Source organism: Pseudoduganella namucuonensis, assembly GCF_900116645.1.
Classification (GTDB): Bacteria; Pseudomonadota; Gammaproteobacteria; order Burkholderiales; family Burkholderiaceae_D; genus Rugamonas; species Rugamonas namucuonensis.
On record NZ_FPBO01000008.1, the window covers coordinates 15,669 to 33,667 of the forward strand.

The 17,999-nt window shown below is 70.9% G+C and carries 12 protein-coding genes; 8 read left to right on the plus strand and 4 right to left on the minus strand.

Features of this window, described 5'->3' with window-relative positions:
- Window positions 1-76 precede the first annotated feature (76 nt).
- Window positions 77-244: a hypothetical protein gene (locus BM436_RS37015; RefSeq protein ID WP_177307104.1), complete on the plus strand. Its 168-nt coding sequence runs from the start codon at window positions 77-79 to the stop codon at window positions 242-244.
- Here the strand turns inward: BM436_RS37015 and BM436_RS10625 are convergent.
- A complete protein-coding gene (locus BM436_RS10625; protein ID WP_093555497.1) occupies window positions 241-4,755 on the minus strand; it encodes a translocation/assembly module TamB domain-containing protein in 4,515 nt (1,504 codons plus the stop codon). The genes BM436_RS37015 and BM436_RS10625 overlap by 4 nt on opposite strands.
- Entirely contained in the window at window positions 4,755-6,578 is a 1,824-nt protein-coding gene (locus tag BM436_RS10630; protein WP_093555498.1) for an autotransporter assembly complex protein TamA, read from the minus strand. Before BM436_RS10630 ends, BM436_RS10625 begins: the two co-directional genes overlap by 1 nt.
- Window positions 6,579-6,705: 127 nt before the next feature.
- Between BM436_RS10630 and queC the strand changes: the two genes are divergently transcribed.
- Entirely contained in the window at window positions 6,706-7,434 is a 729-nt protein-coding gene (queC, locus tag BM436_RS10635) for a 7-cyano-7-deazaguanine synthase QueC (RefSeq protein WP_093555499.1), read from the plus strand.
- A 149-nt stretch (window positions 7,435-7,583) separates the two neighbouring features.
- Window positions 7,584-10,628, plus strand: coding sequence for a CHASE domain-containing protein (locus BM436_RS10640; RefSeq protein ID WP_093555500.1), 3,045 nt, complete (start codon window positions 7,584-7,586; stop codon window positions 10,626-10,628).
- 31 nt (window positions 10,629-10,659) lie between these two features.
- Here the strand turns inward: BM436_RS10640 and BM436_RS10645 are convergent, their stop codons facing one another.
- Complete coding sequence (locus BM436_RS10645; RefSeq protein ID WP_093555501.1) at window positions 10,660-11,049, minus strand: hypothetical protein; 390 nt, start codon at window positions 11,047-11,049, stop codon at window positions 10,660-10,662.
- A gap of 613 nt (window positions 11,050-11,662) precedes the next feature.
- A complete protein-coding gene (locus BM436_RS10650; RefSeq protein ID WP_093555502.1) occupies window positions 11,663-12,469 on the minus strand; it encodes a fumarylacetoacetate hydrolase family protein in 807 nt (268 codons plus the stop codon).
- A gap of 272 nt (window positions 12,470-12,741) precedes the next feature.
- Here BM436_RS10650 and BM436_RS10655 point away from each other — a divergent pair, with 272 nt between their 5' ends.
- From BM436_RS10655 to eno, 5 genes are read left to right on the plus strand one after another with little or no spacing between them, the layout of a single operon-like run.
- Window positions 12,742-13,590, plus strand: coding sequence for a branched-chain amino acid ABC transporter permease (locus tag BM436_RS10655; protein ID WP_093555503.1), 849 nt, complete (start codon window positions 12,742-12,744; stop codon window positions 13,588-13,590).
- On the plus strand, window positions 13,581-15,392 hold the full coding sequence (locus BM436_RS10660; protein WP_093555504.1) for a branched-chain amino acid ABC transporter ATP-binding protein/permease: 1,812 nt from the start codon (window positions 13,581-13,583) through the stop codon (window positions 15,390-15,392). The genes BM436_RS10655 and BM436_RS10660 overlap by 10 nt, the downstream gene beginning before the upstream one ends.
- Window positions 15,382-16,089 carry an ABC transporter ATP-binding protein gene (locus BM436_RS10665; RefSeq protein ID WP_093555505.1) on the plus strand — a complete coding sequence of 236 codons (708 nt, stop codon included), beginning with the start codon at window positions 15,382-15,384 and terminating at the stop codon, window positions 16,087-16,089. The genes BM436_RS10660 and BM436_RS10665 overlap by 11 nt, the downstream gene beginning before the upstream one ends.
- On the plus strand, window positions 16,079-16,690 hold the full coding sequence (locus tag BM436_RS10670; RefSeq protein WP_093555506.1) for a cupin domain-containing protein: 612 nt from the start codon (window positions 16,079-16,081) through the stop codon (window positions 16,688-16,690). The genes BM436_RS10665 and BM436_RS10670 overlap by 11 nt, the downstream gene beginning before the upstream one ends.
- On the plus strand, window positions 16,683-17,978 hold the full coding sequence (gene eno / locus BM436_RS10675; protein WP_093555507.1) for a phosphopyruvate hydratase: 1,296 nt from the start codon (window positions 16,683-16,685) through the stop codon (window positions 17,976-17,978). Before BM436_RS10670 ends, eno begins: the two co-directional genes overlap by 8 nt.
- The last annotated feature ends 21 nt before the right edge of the window (window positions 17,979-17,999 follow it).

Genomic DNA, 17,999 nt, shown 5'->3' on the forward strand with positions numbered 1-17,999 from the left:
CTTACCACAAGGCAGGAATGCGTGCGGGGGGCGGTTGTGGTAGTGTCATATGGTGTACTTCGCACAGGAGACCAGCATGGACACTGCAATCACGCACCAGCAGCCCCGCATCCACGCCCACCGCGCGCCCGACCCGGCGCCGGCAGACGATCCCGTCCCCGAAGAGCGCCCGGTGCATCCCCACCACCATCCGGACCCGCCCGTGCCGCAGGATGATCCGGTGCCCGACCATAATCCGAGCTAGTCGAAGGCCCAGGTGTACAGCACGTCCAGCGCGTTGTTGGTGCCGGTCTGGAATTGCAGCGTGATGCGCGGATTCAGCTTGTAGCGCAGCTTGACCAGGCTGGTGGCCGTGCCGGCGCCCTGCTCGAAACTGAGGTAGGCGCGCGACGAGATGCGCTTGCCGACCGTGACCACCGTGTTTTCCAGGCCCTTGGCCTGCGTGCTGCCCTGCGCCTGGGACACGCCCAGCTCGTCGAGCCCCAGCTTGCCGGCGATGCCGCCGCCGGTGCCGCCGAACAGCGCGCCGGCCGCCGTGCCGAGCAGGGCCATTTCATTGCCCGCCGTGTCCGCCATGCCGTGGCCCAGCACCAGCCAGGACAGCTTGTCGCTGTCCGGCACGGACGGCGTGGACACCAGCTTGGCCTGCGGCGCCAGCGCCGTGCCGCGCACCTCCACGCCCGCCTCGACATTGGTCTCGGACAGCTGCTCGCCCTCGGGACGCTTGCGCACGGCCAGGATGTTGAGGCCGGGATTGTCGTAGGCGCCGGTGAAATTGAGCACGCCCCGTTCGATACTGAGCTTTTGCCCGTAGGCCGCGTACGTGCCGCTGACCACCCGGATGCTGCCGGTGGCCCGCGGCGGACGGCGGTCCAGGATGCGCACCCGCACCGTGCCGGCCAGTTCCGCGTCCAGCCCCTTGCCCTTGAGCCGGAAGTTGTCGCCCAGGTCCGCCTCCAGGTCCACGTTGAGCGGCATGGCGGGAACGGCGGCGCCACCCGCGCCGGCCTTGCCCGGCTTGGCGCGGCCGAGGATGACCACGTCGTCGCTGATGGTGGGCGTGTTCTCGGACGCCAGCTCGATGCTGGCGCGGTCCGCCTTCACTTTGCCGTCCAGCTGGAAGTGCTTCTGGTCGCGCACCAGCGTGCTGCTGCCGCTGACGACCAGCGTGCGGTCGGGGCGGGACAGCACTTGCAGCTTGTCGGCCACCAGCTTGAGCTGCATGGTCGCCTCCGCATTGGCGAACCTCACCCAGCCGTCCGCCTGCGCGTGGCCGCTGTCGCCGTCGAAGTACAGGCGCTGGAGCTGGAGCTGGTCGCCGGCCAGTTTGGCCTGCAGGCGGCCGTTGCGCAGCTTCACGCCCTGTTCGGCCCAGTTCACCACCAGCTTCTCGCCGTTGATGTCGCCGTTCAGCACCGGCTCGCCGATGGTGCCGGAGGCGGTGGCGTTGACCTGGAGCGAACCGTCCAGCTCCAGGCCCGGCATGCCGCCCAGCGGCGCCAGCCAGGCGATGGAGCCGATGTCGACGTTGCCCGTCATCGCCAGCGCGCCGCCGCTGGCGACGCGGCCGTCGGCCAGTTGCGTGCTCGCCTCCACATGGGCCTTGCCGGCGCGCGCGCCGTCCAGGTCCAGCTGCACGCGCAGCGCGCCGCCGACGACGTTGGCGCGCGCCTCCAGCTGGCGCAGGCCCAGCGCGATCGGCTTCTCGCCGCTGATGACGGTCACGTCGCCCTTTTCGCGGTACAGGCGCAACGCGCCCTCCAGCGCCGGCGCGGCGCCTTTCGCTTGCGGCGCCTGCATATCGAGGGCCCAGTTGGCGCCCAGCGTGAGGTCGCTGACGATGTTGTCGCGCCACAGGTCGGACAGCTGCGCCAGGTAGCTGACCGGCACCCCGGCCGCCGCGCCCTTGCTGCGCCAGCGGGCGCCGTTCTTCTCCAGGCTGTCGATGCGGATGGTGCCATCGGCCAGTTTGACCACGGCGCCCGCCAGCGTGATCTGCTCGGGCCGCGCCAGGCCGGCGGCGCCCGCGCCCGGCGGCGCCACCAGGCGCAGCGACGCGGGCGCCTGCAGCGCGAGGGCGAAGCGGCCCTTGTTCTGCAGCGTTTCGATCACGCCCTTCCAGTCGCCTTGCTCGGAGCCGCCGCGCACTTTCACCAGCGCGTCGAATTCCGCGTTGGCGGCGGACAGTTGCAGCGTGTGCGCGCCGCGGGTGCCGCTGGAAAGGAAGCGCGCCTTGTCCAGCGCGAGGCCGGGCGAGGCGTAGCCCGTCACTTCCAGCTCGCTGTTCATCGGGTCGTTGGCGCCCTGGCCGGAGCCGACGCTGGCGCTGGCCTTCAGCGCCTTGATCTGGTGTTGGCCGAACAGGCGCAGGCCGGCGCCCTCCATGCCCAGGCTGAGCGCGGGCTGCGCCATGGTGCCGGTGAGCGTGCCGGCGCCGCGCAGCGTGCCGCCGAAGCCCGTGCCCAGGGCCGCCAGCTGCGGCGCGTCCACTTTCCAGTCCAGGCGGTCGCGCGGGGCGCCGAAGCCGCCCTTGGCCTGCAGGCTGTTGGGGCCGAGCCGCAGGTCGATGTCGGTGCTGTCGATGTGCGCGTGGGTGGCCGCCGCCTTGGCGTAGCCGGTGAGCGGCGCGCCGGACAGCGTGGACGGCTGCAGGCGCAGGTCCAGCGTGCCGCGCCAGTCGGCGGCGAGCCTGCCGGCGCCGCTGAAATCGGCGTTGATGCTGCCCGTGCCGTACGGCCCGAAGGCGGCGGGGTTGAAGCGCTGCGCGCTGCCGGCCGCCTTGATCTCGGCGGCGCCGTTGGCGAGCCAGACTTCGCCCGTCGCTTGCAGCACGCTGTCGGGCACGGGCTTCCTGGCGGAGGCGAGGCCCAGGCCGCGCGCGGAGGCGTCGAAGCTGGAGCGGGGCGCGGCGAAGGTGCCGGTGGCGACACCGCTGGCCGTCAAGGCGCCGGCCAGGTCGCTGGCGGCGGCGGACAGCTGGGGCGCGTCGATGCGCCACGCGAGGCGTTCGCCGGGGGCGCCGAAGCCGCCGGTGACGGCGATGGTGTTCTTGCCGAGGGCCAGTTTGGCGTCGGCTCCTAAAACCAGCTGCGAAGGGCCGGGGTCAGTCCCGGCGGGACTGACCCCGGGTTTTGCCTCTGGTTTCGCATTGACGGGTTTCGCCTGCGCGCGCAGAGTCCCGCCGCCGGACAGCGCCTGCCCCAGGTAGCGGCTGGCGCCCAGCTTGAAGGTGGCGTCCACCCGCGGCGCCGGCAGCAGTTTGCCGCTGGCGTCGATATTGGCGCTCAGGTCCGCCGCCGGGTAGGCGCCCAGCGCGGACGGATCGAAGCGCGCGATGGTGGCGGTGGCGGAGAAGGGCTGCTGGTCTTTCAGGCTGGCCTCCGCGCTCAGATTGACGCTGCCCTTGCCGGCGACGATGCGGGCCTGCTTCACGCGCAGCAGCGCGTCGGCCAGCGTGGCTTGCGCCTCAAGCCGCAGGCCCGCCTGCGCCAGGTTCACCATCAGCGTTTGCGTGTCGCCGGTGCTGCCCAGCGTGATGTCGCCTGCGATGCGGGTGGCGTGGATGCTGCCGTGGATGGCGTGCAGGTCCAGCCTGGCGGTGTGCAACTGGAACGCCGCCGCGTCGACGCCCGCGTCCATCGCCGGCCGCTGGATGCGGCCGCCGCCGGCGAATTGGCCGGCCGCGCCGAGATCGACCATCACGTTGTCGACGGTCGTGGCGGTGAGCGTGCCGCCCAGCTGGCCGTCGATGGCGCGCAGCGGCACGCGGTGCTGGTCCAGCGGCCCGGCCTGGCCCTGGTTCAGCACGGAGAGCTTGCCGCTCACGGCCTGGTTGGGCGCGATTCGGGCCTGCAGTTGCAGGCTCAGGTCCGCTTGCGGCCAGGCGGGATTGAACAGGGCGGGATTGATGCCGCGTCCCTTGATGTCCATCGCGCGCAGGATGATGGGATCGAACGGCGCCAGGGTCAGCATGCCGTCGCCGCTGGCGTTGGTGGACGTGCCTTGCGCCGCCAGTTCCACCAGGGCCAGCGTGCCGCCCGCGCTCAGCGCCAGGCGCGCGGGCTGCGCGCCGGCCGGGATGCCGGTGGTTTGCGTGAGGCTGGCCTTGGCCTCCAGTTTGAAGGGACGCTGCGCGCCCACCGTGCCCTCGGCGTTCACGCGGCCGACCTGCGTCATCGCGCTGGCGTCGCGCAGGCGCCAGGCGGCGCGGTCGCCTTCCAGCTTGAAGCGGATGGCGGTGACGATGTTTTCACTGCCTTTGCTGGCTCCGGCCAGGCCGGTCAGGGTCAGCTGGTCCAGGCGCGCGTCCGCGATGGCGAGGCGGAAGGGCGGGGCCAGCGTGTCCGGCAGCTTGGCCGGCTCGCCGATCTTCAGCGTCTGTTGCACGGCGCTGGCGATGTGCAGTTCGCTGATGGCCACGCCGTCCGAGAAGTACTGCAGCGGCGACCAGTCGATGGTGATGTCGTTCACCGTCAGCACGCCCTCGGGCGTGCGGTGGACCAGGCGGTCGATGTGCATGCGGCCGTACAGCGAGCCGGTGACGCCGGTGGCGGCGATCTGGCCGCCGCTGGCGCTGGCCACGCGCTGCACGATCTGCTGGAGCGTGGCTTCGCGGCCCAGCAGCCATGCGGCGCCGCCCAGCAGCACGGCCACGGCGGCAAGCGCGATCAGGCCGCGCCGCAGCCAGCGGCGGGAAGGTGTCGCCGTCGTTGCGGCCGGTGTGCCCGGGCGGTCGTTGTCGTCGTTGCCGGCCATCAGAAAGTGAACCCCAGTGAGAAGTGCAGCCGCGCCTTCTTGACGGCATGGCCGTAGGCGAGGTCCACGTTGATCGGGCCGACCGGGCTTTTCCAGCGCGCGCCCACGCCGTAGCCGGACTTGGGATGCAGGTCCTTCAGCGAATCGGCGGCGTTGCCCGCGTCGTAGAACACGGCGGCGCCCCAGGCGGGCTTGAACCAGTACTGGTACTCCGCGCTGGCGGTGGCGAGGTAGCGGCCGCCGACGGTGGCGCCCAGCACGTCGACCCCCAGCTCCTGGTAGGCGTAGCCGCGCACCGACTGGTCGCCGCCCGCGCGGAACAGGTAGACGGCGGGCACGCCCTCCTTCTGCCTGGACGCCAGCGCGCCCACCTCGCCGCGCAGGATCACGCTCTGCTTCGCGCCGAACGGCAGGTAGCGCATGCCCTTGGCGCTGACGCGGATGAAGGGTTCGTCCGTCAGCAGCGGCAGCAGGGCGCCGCCCAGCTGCCAGTTCAGCACATAGCCCTTGGTCGGGAACAGCAGGTTGTCGACCTTCCTGCGCGTGGCCGAGTAGGTCAGCGGCAGGCTGGTGGCGCGCGCGCCGCGCTGGCCGGCCACGCTTTTCTGTTCGGTCAGCAGTTCCAGGCCGACGCTGCGCTCCAGCAGCGGCGTGCCCCAGGCGCGCTTGCCGGACACGGTGAACACGGTGGTCTCCTCGCCCTCGATGTCGCTGCGTTCGTAGGCGGCGCCGAAGCTGTCGCTGTAGCCGTCCGGCGTGACGGGGAAATAGAAGTCGCCGCGCGCGGTCTGCTTCTTGGTCTCCAGGGTCAGCGCGCTTTTCATTTTCAGGCCGAAGATGGCCAGGTCGTCGTAATTGAGCTGCGCGCGGTTGCCGGTGTTGGTGCTGTAGCCGACGCCGGCGCTGACGTTGCGGCGCTTGTTCTCGACCACCCGCACCAGCAGCGGCAGCGGCGCCATCGCGGCCGGATCGGTGGGCGACGCCGCCATCGGGTCCTCCCGCTTCTCGGCGGCGGCGTCCAGCTGCTCGCTCAGCACGGCGGACGTGTCGGCGCTCACCTCCACGCTGGCGAAGTAGCCCGTGTCCTGAAGGCGCGACTGGTAGGCCTGCAGCGCCGCCTCGTTGTAGTACTCGCCCGGCTTGATCTGGTTCAGGTTGCGCACCACCGATTCCGGATAGCGCTTCAAGCCCTCGATGCGCAATTCGCCGAAGCGCAGTTCGGGCCCGCTGTCGAGCGCCACCCGCAGCGCGGCGGTGCGCCGGTCCGGATCGACGGTGGCCAGGCTCTCGGTCAGCTGGGCGCGCGGATAGCGGGTCTGCACCACCTGGCGCAGCAGGGCGCGTTTGGCGCGCTCCCATTCGTCCTGGCGGAACACCTCGCCCTTGGACAGCGTCCAGCTGGCCTTGAGCGCCTCGGTGTCGAAGGGCGACTCCGGCGTGGACGCGAAGCCCTGCAGCGCGATCTCCACCGTGTCCACCCGCACCGGCTCGCCGGGCTGCACGTCCACCACCACCACGGGGTTGGCGCCGCCGCCGTCGCCGCCCTCCAGGCGCGCGCCGACCACGGGCGAGTAATAGCCGGCCGTGGCGACCAGCGTGCGCACCTGCTCGGGCGCGGCGCGCACCATGCGCAGCAGCTGTTCGCGGTCCATGCGCGGGCTGTTACGGAAGCGCAGCAGGTCCAGGTTGTCGCGCAGCAGATCGTCCAGCGGTCCGGGCGCGTTGACGCGCACCGTGTACGGGTAGCCTTCGGCCGCCCGGACGAACGCGGGCGCCGCCGCCGATATCAACGCGATGGCCAGGGCCAGGGCAGGCTTGCCCATTACTTTTGTGAAGGAATGTGCCAAAATTCGTGGTCCCGCCGGTTTCGTGAGGTGGATGGTGCACCCCGCATGTTACCGGATAGTCCGGAACGATGGCGTTCTACAAAGATTTATTAAAGGCAATAAAATGATAGCTACAGATGCGGCACTGGTCCTGTTCAGCGGCGGCCAGGATTCCACCACCTGCCTGGCCTGGGCGCTGGAGCGCTACAACCGCGTCGAGACCATCGGTTTCGACTACGGCCAGCGCCACGCCATCGAACTGCAGGTGCGTCCGCGAGTGCTGGAGCGGCTGCGCGCGTACAAGCCGGAGTGGGCGGCCAGGCTGGGCGAGGACCACATGATCGACCTGTCGCTGATCTCCCAGCTGTCGCGAACGGCGATGACGGAGGACATCGAGATCGTGATGCAAGAGAACGGCCTGCCGAACACCTTCGTCCCGGGCCGCAACCTGATGTTCATGACCGTGGCCGCCACGCTGGCCTACCGGCGCGGCCTGAACGTGCTGGTGGGCGGCATGTGCGAGACCGACTTCTCCGGCTACCCGGACTGCCGCGACGACACCATGAAGGCGCTGCAGGTGGCGCTGAACCTGGGCATGGACACCCGCGTCAAGCTGGAGACGCCGCTGATGTGGCTGGACAAGGCGCAGACCTGGACCCTGGCCGAGAGCCTGGGCGGCCAGGGCCTGGTGGACCTGATCCGCGAGGGCACGCACACCTGCTACCTGGGCGAGCGCGGCGCGCTGCACGACTGGGGCTACGGCTGCGGCAAGTGCCCGGCCTGCGAGCTGCGCGCGCGCGGCTACCTGCAGTACGCGGCCGCGAAGACGGCCCCGCCGGCGGACCCCGTCTAAGCGATCCCCTGACAATCGGTTCCGGCCTATCGATTGTCCATGGCGATGAGACAAAGTTTATTGCCGCATATCCACAACAGCACATTGCCTGCATTCCCCGCCTAACGTACTATCGATGTCACTGCCTGTTTTCCCCGCGCGCGAAAACCATGGACGCTCCCGACATCCGGCCCAGGCCCCAACCCCGCCACCGCCGGCCGCTGCAGGACCTGCTGAGCCCGGCCAACGTGTCGGGCCTGGTCCTGGCCGTGTGCCTGGGCTCGACGTGGTGGCTGTGGTCCGACGCCAGCGCCGACGCCGAGCAGAGCGCCCGCGCCGACTTCGATTTCCGCGTGCGCGAGCTGGTCAACAACATCGCGCAGCGCATGCAGACCTATGTGCAGGTGTTGTACGGTGTGCAGGGCCTGTTCGCCAGCTCCGATTTCGTCGACCGCGACGAGTTCCGCAACTACCTCGCCGGCCAGGGCCTGAACCAGCATTTCCCCGGCATCCAGGGCGTCGGCTACATGCGGCTGGTGCCCGGGACGCAGCGCGAGGCCCATGTCGCCGCCATCCGGCGCGACGGCTTTCCCGACTACTCGGTTTCCCCGGACGGCATGCGCGAGTGGCACGCCCCCATCGTCTACATCGAGCCCTTCGGCGGCGACAACCTGAAGGCCTTCGGCTTCGATCCGCTGTCCGAACCGGTGCGCCGCGCCGCGCTGGAGCTGGCGCGCGACACCGGCATGCCGGCCATGTCGGGCAAGATCCGGCTGGTGCAGGAAAGCGCGGGCGCGGAGCGCGCCGGCTTCCTGGTGGCGCTGCCGGTGTACCACAACGCCTTGCCGCGCGCCTCGGTCGAGCAGCGCCGCGCCGCCATCCAGGGCTGGGTGTACGCGCCGTTCCGCACCGATGACGTGATGGCCGGGCTGGGCAGCGAGCGCGGCGCCAGCCTGGACGTGGAGATCTACGACGGCGACGCCGTCGGCGACGCCGCCCGCATGTACGACAGCGCGCCCGGCGCGCCGCGCGCCGGCATGCGCCACACCACGCAGAAGATCAGCATCGCCAGCCACCGCTGGACGGTGCGCATCGCCGGCCTGCCCGGCGGCGCCGTGGGCGCGGAGCGCGACGGCAAGGCGCGGTTGATCGGCTTGTCCGGCGTGGTGCTGAGCTGCGTGCTGGCCGCGCTGGCCTGGCTGCTGGCGCGCAGCCGACTGAAGGCGCGCGAGGCGCTGGAGCGGGCGCGCGCGATGGCCGGGGAGCTCGAGGCCGGCCAGGCCAGCCTGGTGGCGATGGCGGAAAGCGCGCAGCGCAGCGAGGTGGTGCTGCGCAGCATCCTGGATTCGACGGTGGACGGCATCCTGGTCGACAACTTCCAGGGCGTGGTGCTGAACTCGAACCGCCGCTTCCGCGAACTGTGGAACGTGCCGGAGCACCTGGACTGGGTGGGCGACGGCGCCATCCTGTTCGAGCAGATGGCGGCCCGGCTGGCGCAGCCGCAGCCCTTCCTGGAGACGGGCGCGCGGCTGCAGCGCGAAAACGAGGAGCGGCGCGAGCTGCTGCAACTGAAGGACGGCCGCGTGATCGAGCAGTTGACGCGCGGCCTGAGGCTGGGCAGCGCGCCGGCGCGGCTGTGGTCCTTCCGCGACGTCACCGAGCGCACCCTGGGCGAGCGGCGCGAGCAGACCCGGCGCCAGGTGCTGGAGCTGCTGGCCACCGGCGCGCCGCTGCCGGCCATCCTGGAGAGCGTGGTGCAGGGCGTGGAGGCGGGCAACCCGGGCATGCTGTGCGCGGTGCTGCTGCTGGACGAGGAGGGACGGCGGCTGATGGTGGGCGCCGCGCCCAGCCTGCCCCCGTTTTTCAACGCCGCGCTGGACGGCCACCACATCGAGGTGGGCGAGGGCGCCTGCGGCCAGGCGGTGCTGACCGGCACCCGCGTGATCGTCGAGGACATCGGCAGCGACCCGCTGTGGTCGCAGTACCGCGACCTGGCGCTGCGCGCCGGGCTGGCCTCGTGCTGGTCGGATCCCATCCGCGGCGCGACCGGCAAGATCCTGGGCACCTTCGCCGTGTTCCACCGCGAGGCGCGGCGGCCCACCGTGGCCCACCTGGCGCAGATCGAACAGGCCTCGCGGCTGGCCGGCATCGCCATCGAGCAGGCCCAGGCCGGCGTCGCGCTGCGCGCCGGCGAGGCGCGCTTCCGCAGCCTGTACGACAACGCGCCGGTGGCGCTGTGGGAGCAGGACTGGTCGGCGGTGCGCGCCGCGCTGCAGGAGCTGGAGCAGTCCGGTGTGGACAACATCCCGCTCTACCTGCAGAACAACCCCAGCCAGATCGCGCGCATGGCGGGCCTGGTGCGCATCATGGACGTGAACGCGGCGGCGCTGGCGCAGGTGGGCGCGCCGCCCGGCGGCAAGGACATCTCCGCGCTCAGCCTGGCGCAGAACTTCGACGAGGCCGCCATGCCCAGCTTCGGCCGCGCGCTGGCGGCGCTGGCGCAGGGCGCCCACCTGTTCGCCTGCGAGAGCAGCTACCAGAGGCTGGACGGCGTCAGCCGCCAGAACGAGCTGACCCTGCTGGTGATGCCGGGGCACACGCAGAGCCTGGACTTCGTGATCGTCTCCACGGTCGACATCACCGAGCGCAAGCGCATGAACGACGAGCTGCTGGTGCTGGCCACCACCGACTTCCTGACCGGCCTGCCGAACCGGCGCGAATTCATGGCGCGGCTGGACGACGAGCAGGCCCGGCTGCAGCGCGACGTGGGCGTGCGCGGCGGCCTGGCCGCCGTGCTGATGCTGGACCTCGACCATTTCAAGCGCATCAACGACGAATACGGCCACGCGGCGGGCGACGCCGTGCTGCGCCACATGGCCGCGCTGATGCGCGACAGCCAGCGCAAGATCGACATCCTGGGCAGGGTGGGCGGCGAGGAGTTCGCGGTGCTGCTGCCGGGCGCGGACCTGGCGGCGGCCGCCGCGTTCGCCGAACGGCTGCGCCAGCGCATCGCCGGCACGCCGCTGGAGATCGACGGCCACAGCGTGGCGGTGACGGTCAGCATCGGGATCGCGGCCATGGACGCGGCGGACTCGGGGGGCGACGCGGCCCTGGTGCGCGCCGACAAGGCGCTGTACCGCGCCAAGCGGGCCGGGCGCAACAGGGTGAACACGGAGGAGGACGAGGAGCCCGGTTTGGAGGGGAGTGTCGTGTGAGGACGCGGGGCGGACCGCGCCCCGGGCATGCTTACACCGCTTGTTCCTTCAAGTGCCGGGTTTCCTGTTCGCGGTGGCGGCGGTTGCGCGCCACGAAGAACCAGACGATGGCGGCGGGGATCAGCAGCGGCAGCATGAAGGGGGCCACCACCGCCGCCAGCACCAGGGCCAGCAGCGCCAGGCCGACCACCATCAGGATGCCCAGTCCGGCGAACAGGAAGCCGACGAACACCGCCGCGCAGGTCAGGGCGATCGCCGCGATCAGCATGCCGACCCCGCCGAACACCAGGCCCAGCAGCGCGCCCAGCGGGCCGTCGAACTCCTCGTCGCCGATGTGGACGATCATGTCGCTGGGATCGATGGCGTCGAACGCGGCGATGGCGAGCAGCAGGATGATGGCGAATGCGAGCAGCTTTTTCATGGTGTTTCCCCGTACGGTGGTGGTTGGTATGGTTCAACTTTACGGCGGCGCGACGGCCGCCGCCAGCGGCGTGCGACGGACGGCGGATTTGGCGGGGTGAATGGCGCCAGGGCGGGCGCGCAAGGGCGGACATGCCGGGTTTGCCGGAAAAAGCGGCAGTTTTCACCTTGAATTAAAGCTATGGTTGCCTATACTGAATACCTATCTTGCACATGGAGGGCAATATGGCTTGGCTAGAACTTATCGAGGGTCAATCGATATCCTCGGGATCCGGCAGTGCAATGCGCCAGCGCAGCGCAGTACAGTGCTCGGGCGGGCCGAAAGGGCCGCCATCCGCACCGCCTACTATTCCGCCGATCATCATCAATCCCTACACCTACCATATGCCGGAACCGGCGATCGATCCACGCCGCACGCCGCTGGGGCCGCCGATCATGCCGCCGCACCGGCCCGCGATGTCACTGCAGTACGCCTGATCCGTTCCGTCCGGACACGGAAAAGCCCGCTAAAGAGCGGGCTTTTTGCTTTGGAGTAACGCTTCCCGCCGACGCGGCAAGCGCCTGGTTCGCGATTTTCGCGAGCCAGGTGCCAAGTCCGCGCCTGTGGCGTGGCGCTACCCGCGCGTGTCCCGCGCATCCAGCTCCTCCATCACCACGTCGTTGACGAGCACGCCGATGCCGGGAATCTCGACCTCGATGGTGTCGCCCGGCTTGATCGGGCCGACGCCGGCGGGCGTGCCGGTCATGATCATATCGCCCGGCAGCAGCGTCATATGACGGCTGAGGTAGGCGATCAGGTAGGGCACCGGGAACAGCAGGTCGGCGGTCTTGCCGTCCTGGCGCACGGCGCCGTTGACCCGCGTGACGATGCGCAGGCTGGACGGGTCCAGGCCGGTGGCGATCACCGGCCCCATGGGGGCGAAGGTGTCGTAGCCCTTGCCGGCCAGCAAACAGCCGAATTCGCTTTCGCGGCGCTGCAGCACGCGGTCGCTCACGTCGTTGCCGCAGGTGTAACCCAGCACGTGATCCAGCGCCCGGGATTCCGGCACATGGCGCGCCTGTTTGCCGATGATGGCCACCAGTTCCCCCTCGAAATGGATGTTCTCGCCACCGGCGGGATAGACGATGTGCTCGCCCGGGCCGATCACCGAGGTGCTGGGTTTCATGAACAGCACCGGCGCCGCCGGGACCGGCTTGCCCACCTCCTGCGAGTGCGCCTTGTAGTTGTAGCCCAGGCCGAACACGCGCGGCAGCGGCACCGGCGTCAGGACGCGGGCCGCGGCCAGCGTGTCCCGTTCGCCGCTGGCGCGCAGCCCGTGCCAGGGCGCGTCCGCCAGGCGCGCGATGGTCGCGCCGTCCTCGACGATGCCGTAGTGGACGCGCCGTCCCAGCGCGTACCGGATGATGTGATTGGATGACATAAGCAAGCCTTTTTCCGCGAATGAGTGCTAACGTTAGCAAATCGCGGGCGGCGAGTCAAGCCCGCCACGCGCCGTGTCCGCGCTCTGTTTTGGTGAATGACAATTCTGTTGTTGACAAGGACGCCGCAGGTTTGCCAGAATGTGCGCAAACGTTAGCAATAAAAGGAGACCAGCATGACCTACACACCACGTCCCGTGCGGCAGCCGCTGCCCGGCCCCGGGGGCGCCGCCCCCATCCCCGCCGCGGCGGGCAGCGCCAGCGGGGGGATGCGATGAGCCTGACCTTGCTCGCGCAATCCGCCCTGGGCGGTTTGCTCCATGGCGGCATCTACGCCCTGCTGGCGCTGGGCCTCAGCCTGAGCTGGGGACTGCTGCGCCTGGTGAACCTCAGCCACTTCGCGCTGGCCTTCCTGGGCGCCTACCTCACTTACCACCTGGGCACCGGCTTCGGCGTGCCGGCCTGGCTGTCGGCCGTGCTGATCGTGCCGCTGTTCTTCCTGGCCGGCCTGGCGCTGCACGCGCTCTTCGTGCGCTTCAAGGTCACCGAGTTCGCCTCCATGCTGGTGACCTTCGGCGTCACGATCCTGATCGAGTCGCTGATCCAGTGGATATGGTCGGCCGACTTCCGCACCTACGACACCAGCTACACCCAGGAATCGCTGCGCGTCGGGCCGCTGTTCGTGCCGGTGCTGGAACTGCTCGCCTTCGTCTGCGCCGTCCTGCTCGCGCTGGGCGCCTGGCTGGGGTTGCACCGCACCTCGCTGGGCAAGGCGCTGCGCGCCGTGGCGCACGACGGCCCCATCGCGGCGGCGTTCGGCATCAATGCGCGGCGGCTGTCCTATGTGCTGGCCGGCCTGTGCGCCGCCTCGGCGGGCGTGGCCGGCGTGTTCATCGCGCTGACCTCGACCCTGGCGCCGTCGCAGATCGAAGCCTGGATCGGCGTCGTGTTCGCCGTCGTCATCATCGGCGGCCTGGCCAACCCGCTGGGCGCGCTCGCCGCCGGCATGCTGATCGGCGTGTCCGAGGCCATCACGATGGCCGCCGTCAATCCCGCCTGGGCGCCGCTGGTCGCGTTCTCGATCCTGATCATCCTCTTGCTGTGGAAACCAAAATGGCTCTGACCCCAACGGCCCCGACCCCAACGGCCCCGACCCCGGCGGCTCCGATCCGCCACCCGCTGCGCGCCGCGGCGCTGGCCGCCGTGGCGATGCTGGCCGCGCTCCCCTACGCCGGGGTCGCGGACTTCTACCTGTCGTATCTGTACGTGATCTTCTTCTGGATCGCGCTGGGCACCAGCTGGGGCATCCTGAGCGGCTACGCCGGCTACTGGAGCTTCGGCCACGCCGCCTTCTTCGGCGCCGGCATCTACACCACGGCCACGCTGTCCGGCAAGCTGGGACTGCCGTTCCTGCTGACCATCCCGGCGGCGGCGGCCGTCGCGGCGCTGCTGGCGGCCGGCATCGGCGCCGTGGTGTTCCGCGTCAAGAGCCTGCGCGCCGAGTTCTTCGCCCTGCTGACCTTGTCGGTGACCTATGTGCTGGCGGCGGTCATCTCCAACACGGCCATCGACGGCGGCGCCGGCGTCTATCTCAGCAATGTCGCCATGCCGGACTTCGGCGCCTCGGTGTCCGGCGCGCTGTACCTGCTGGGGCTGGCGCTGGCGCTGGGCGCGCTGGCCGTCTCGCGCCTGGTGCTGCGTTCCCGCCTGGGCGCCGGCCTGCTGGCCATCCACGACGACGAGGACGTGGCCGAGGTGAAGGGCGTGCCGACCTTCCGCTACAAGCTGGCCGCCTTCGCCATCTCGTCGGCGATCGCCGGCGCGGCCGGCGCGATCCAGGCCGGCTATGTCGGCTACGTCACGGTGGGCGAAACCTTTTCCATCACGGTGCCGTTGTACGTGGTCCTGATGAGCATCCTGGGCGGCGCGCGCCACTGGGCCGGGCCGGCGGTCGGCGCCACCCTGATCACCATCGCACTGAGCGCCTTCGTCGGCGGCGCGCACGCCGAACTGGGGCGCGCCGGCGTGGCGCTGGCGCTGATCGTCGTCATCCTGCTGCTGCCGCAGGGGATCGTGCCCAGCGTGCTGCGCCGCGTCGGCGGCAAGGGCGCCGGGGCCGCCGGGGCGGCGCCGGCCGCCGGCAAGGCGCTCAACCTGGTGCCGTCCGGTCCGGCCACGCTGGCCGCGCAGGGCCCGGTGCTGCTGGAGTGCCGCGAGGTGGCCAAGTCCTTCGGCGGCATCCGCGCGCTGCGCGGCGTGAACCTGCAGGTCAGGGAAGGGGAGATCCTGGCGCTGGTCGGTCCCAACGGCTCCGGCAAGTCGACGCTGATCAACATGATCAGCGGCCACTTCCCGCTGAGCTCGGGCTCCATCGAATTGCACGGGGCGACCATCTCGGGCCTGCCGCCGCACGCCATCGCCGGCCGCGGCATCGCCCGCACCTACCAGATTCCGCGGCTGTTCGAGCACCTGACGGTGCTGGAGAACGTGCGCTTGTGCGCCGCCTTCGGCCGCCAGGACCAGGCCGACGGCGCCACCCCGGACGCGCTGGCCCGGCAATGGCTGGCCTTCACCGGGCTGGCGGACAAGGCCGACTTGCTGCCGCCCGCGTTGAACCTGCACGAGCGCAAGTTCGTCGAGTTCGCCCGCGCGCTGGCCGCCCGGCCGCGCCTGCTGCTGCTGGACGAGGTGCTGTGCGGCCTGACGCCCACCGAGGTCGACCAGGCGGTGGCGATGATCCTCAAGATCCGCGCCGGCGGCACCACCATCGTCTTCGTCGAACACCTGATGCGCGCCGTGGTCGCGCTGGCCGACCGCGTCGCCGTGCTCGACCAGGGTGTGCTGCTGGCGCTGGGGCCGCCGCGCGAAACCATGCGGGATCCCACCGTGATCCGCGTCTACCTGGGAGCCTCCCATGCTGCTTGAAGTGAGAAACATCCATGTCGCCTACGGCGACGCGCCGGCCGTCTGGGACGCCACGCTGGACATCGAAGCCGGCCAGATCGTCGCCGTGGTCGGCCCCAACGGCGCCGGCAAGAGCACGCTGATCAACGCCATCGCCGGCATCCTGCGCCCGGCCAAGGGCGAGATCCGCATCGACGGCACCGACATCGCGCGCATCGCCGGCCACCGGGTGTGCGACCACGGCATCGCCATCGTGCCCGAGGGGCGCCGCCTGTTCGGCCATATGAGCGTGCTGGAGAACCTGGAACTGGGCGGCCACCGCCCCGGCGCGCGCGCCGCCCGGGAAGAGGCGCTGGCCGAGGTGTTCGAGCTGTTCCCCATCCTGGGGGAGCGGCGCCACCAGATCGCCGGCTCCATGTCCGGCGGCCAGCAGCAGATGGTGGCGATCGGCCGCGCGCTGATGGCCCGTCCGCGCCTGCTGCTGATGGACGAGCCCTCGCTGGGCCTGTCGCCGGCGGTGGTCGACGACATGTTCCGCATCATCCGCATGATCAACGAGCGCGGCGTCGCCGTGCTGCTGGTGGAGCAGAACATCAACAAGGCGCTCGAGGTGGCGCACCACGCCTACGTCATCGAACAGGGCAACATCGTCACGTCGGGCCAGCCCGGCGCATTGCTGAACAACCCACGCATACGGGAGGCCTACCTTGGCATCTGATCCAGGCAACAACGAAGGCGTGCCGCTGATCCTGCGCCGCGTCGTCACGGGACACGACGACGGCGGCGCGTCGCTGGTCGCCCTCGACACCGCGCCGCCCCGCTCGGACGCCTTCCGGCACATCCCCGGCATGATGTCGCGCCTGGTGTGGGCGACCGAGGCCGCGCCCGCGCTGCCGTTCGCCGGCGCCGATCCGACGCCGGCGGTGGCGAGCATGGTGCCCCCGGCCGGCGGCACGCGCTTCCTGGTCGTCACCTTCCCGCCGGACAGCGTGTTCGCCGCGCCGCGCTTCGATCCGGCCGCCGCGGCGGCGGAAAACCTGGCCCTCAATCCCGGCCTGGCCGAGCGCTTCGAGGCCGACGGCATGCACGCCACGCCGACCGTCGACTACGGCATCGTGCTCGACGGCGAGATCTGGCTGGAGCTCGACGACGGCCGCGCCGAACTGCTGCGCCGCCACGACGTGGTGGTGCAAAACGGCACCCGCCACGCCTGGCGCAACAAAAGCGGGCGATCCGCCACGCTGGCCTTCGTCCTGATCGGGGCGGAAGCGGGGGCGGAACGCGCGATTTCAACCCACACAAGGAACACTCATGACTGATACAAGCATCGTTCGCCTGCACGGCAGGCGCGTCTGGGATTCACGCGGCCGGCCGACCGTGGAGGCCGAGGTCACGCTGGCCTGCGGCGCCGTCGGCCGCGCCATCGCGCCGGCCGGCGCCTCCACCGGCAGCGGCGAGGCGCTCGACCTGCGCGACGGCGGCGCCCCGTTCGGCGGGCTCGACGTGACCAAGGCGCTGGCCGCCATCAACGTCGCCATCGCCCAGGCGCTGGCCGGCATGGACGCCGCCGACCAGGCCGCGGTCGACGCGCGCCTGGTGGCGCTGGACGGCACGCCCAACCGCAGCCGCCTGGGCGGCAACGCCATCGTCGCCACCTCGATGGCGGTGCTGCACGCCGCCGCCGCCGCCGCCGGGGCGCCGCTGTGGCGCCACCTGGCCGGCGGGCGGCCGGTGCGCATGCCGCTGCCGGAAATCCAGATCTTCGGCGGCGGCGCCCACGCGGCGCGGCGCGTCGACGTGCAGGACTTCATGATCATGTGCCCGGCCGCCGCCAGCTTCAGCGAGGCGATCGAGTGGAGCGCGGAGGTCTACCGCGCCGCCGGCGCCCTGATGAAGCGGGCCGGCAAGCTGCAGGGGGTGGCGGACGAGGGCGGCTACTGGCCGGCCTTCGACAGCAACGAGGAGGCGCTCGACACGCTGGTGCAAGCCATCTCCGACGCCGGCCTGCGCCCCGGCCGCGACGCCGGCATCTCGCTCGACATCGCGGCCTCCGAGTTCGGCCGCGGCGGCCGCTACACGCTGGCGCTGGACCAGCGCACCCTGGACAGCGAGCAGATGATCGCCATGCTGGGCGGCTGGCTGGACGCCTATCCCATCCTGTCGATCGAGGACCCGCTGGCCGAGGACGACCCCGCCGGCTTCCGCCACTTCACGCAGACCTACGGGGCGCGCTGCCAGATCATCGGCGACGACTTCCTGGTGACGAACGCGGAGCGCGTCGCGGCGGCGGCGGCGGCGGGCAGCGCCAACGCGGTGCTGGTCAAGCCCAACCAGGCCGGCACCGTGACCGAGGCGCACGCCGCGCTGTTGGCCGGCAAGGCGGCCGGCTTCGGCACCATCGTCTCGGCGCGCTCCGGCGAAAGCGAGGACGTGACCATCGCCCACCTGGCCGTCGGCTGGGACGCCGGCCAGCTCAAGGTGGGCTCCTTCGCCCGCTCCGAGCGCATGGCCAAATGGAACGAGGTGCTGCGCATCGAGGAAGCGCTGGGCGGCGCGGCGGCCTTCAGCGGCTGGTCCGCGCTGCCGTTCCGCGAACGGCCGCAATGACCCCCAACACCACATCAAGAG

Excerpts from the sequence above, each read along its gene's own strand:
- BM436_RS37015 (WP_177307104.1), top strand. The coding sequence starts at position 77 with ATGGACACTGCAATCACGCACCAGCAGCCCCGCATCCACGCCCACCGC.
- BM436_RS10625 (WP_093555497.1), bottom strand. The coding sequence starts at position 4,755 with ATGGCCGGCAACGACGACAACGACCGCCCGGGCACACCGGCCGCAACG.
- BM436_RS10630 (WP_093555498.1), bottom strand. The coding sequence starts at position 6,578 with ATGGGCAAGCCTGCCCTGGCCCTGGCCATCGCGTTGATATCGGCGGCG.
- queC (WP_093555499.1), top strand. The coding sequence starts at position 6,706 with ATGATAGCTACAGATGCGGCACTGGTCCTGTTCAGCGGCGGCCAGGAT.
- BM436_RS10640 (WP_093555500.1), top strand. The coding sequence starts at position 7,584 with ATGGACGCTCCCGACATCCGGCCCAGGCCCCAACCCCGCCACCGCCGG.
- BM436_RS10645 (WP_093555501.1), bottom strand. The coding sequence starts at position 11,049 with ATGAAAAAGCTGCTCGCATTCGCCATCATCCTGCTGCTCGCCATCGCC.
- BM436_RS10650 (WP_093555502.1), bottom strand. The coding sequence starts at position 12,469 with ATGTCATCCAATCACATCATCCGGTACGCGCTGGGACGGCGCGTCCAC.
- BM436_RS10655 (WP_093555503.1), top strand. The coding sequence starts at position 12,742 with ATGAGCCTGACCTTGCTCGCGCAATCCGCCCTGGGCGGTTTGCTCCAT.
- BM436_RS10660 (WP_093555504.1), top strand. The coding sequence starts at position 13,581 with ATGGCTCTGACCCCAACGGCCCCGACCCCAACGGCCCCGACCCCGGCG.
- BM436_RS10665 (WP_093555505.1), top strand. The coding sequence starts at position 15,382 with ATGCTGCTTGAAGTGAGAAACATCCATGTCGCCTACGGCGACGCGCCG.
- eno (WP_093555507.1), top strand. The coding sequence starts at position 16,683 with ATGACTGATACAAGCATCGTTCGCCTGCACGGCAGGCGCGTCTGGGAT.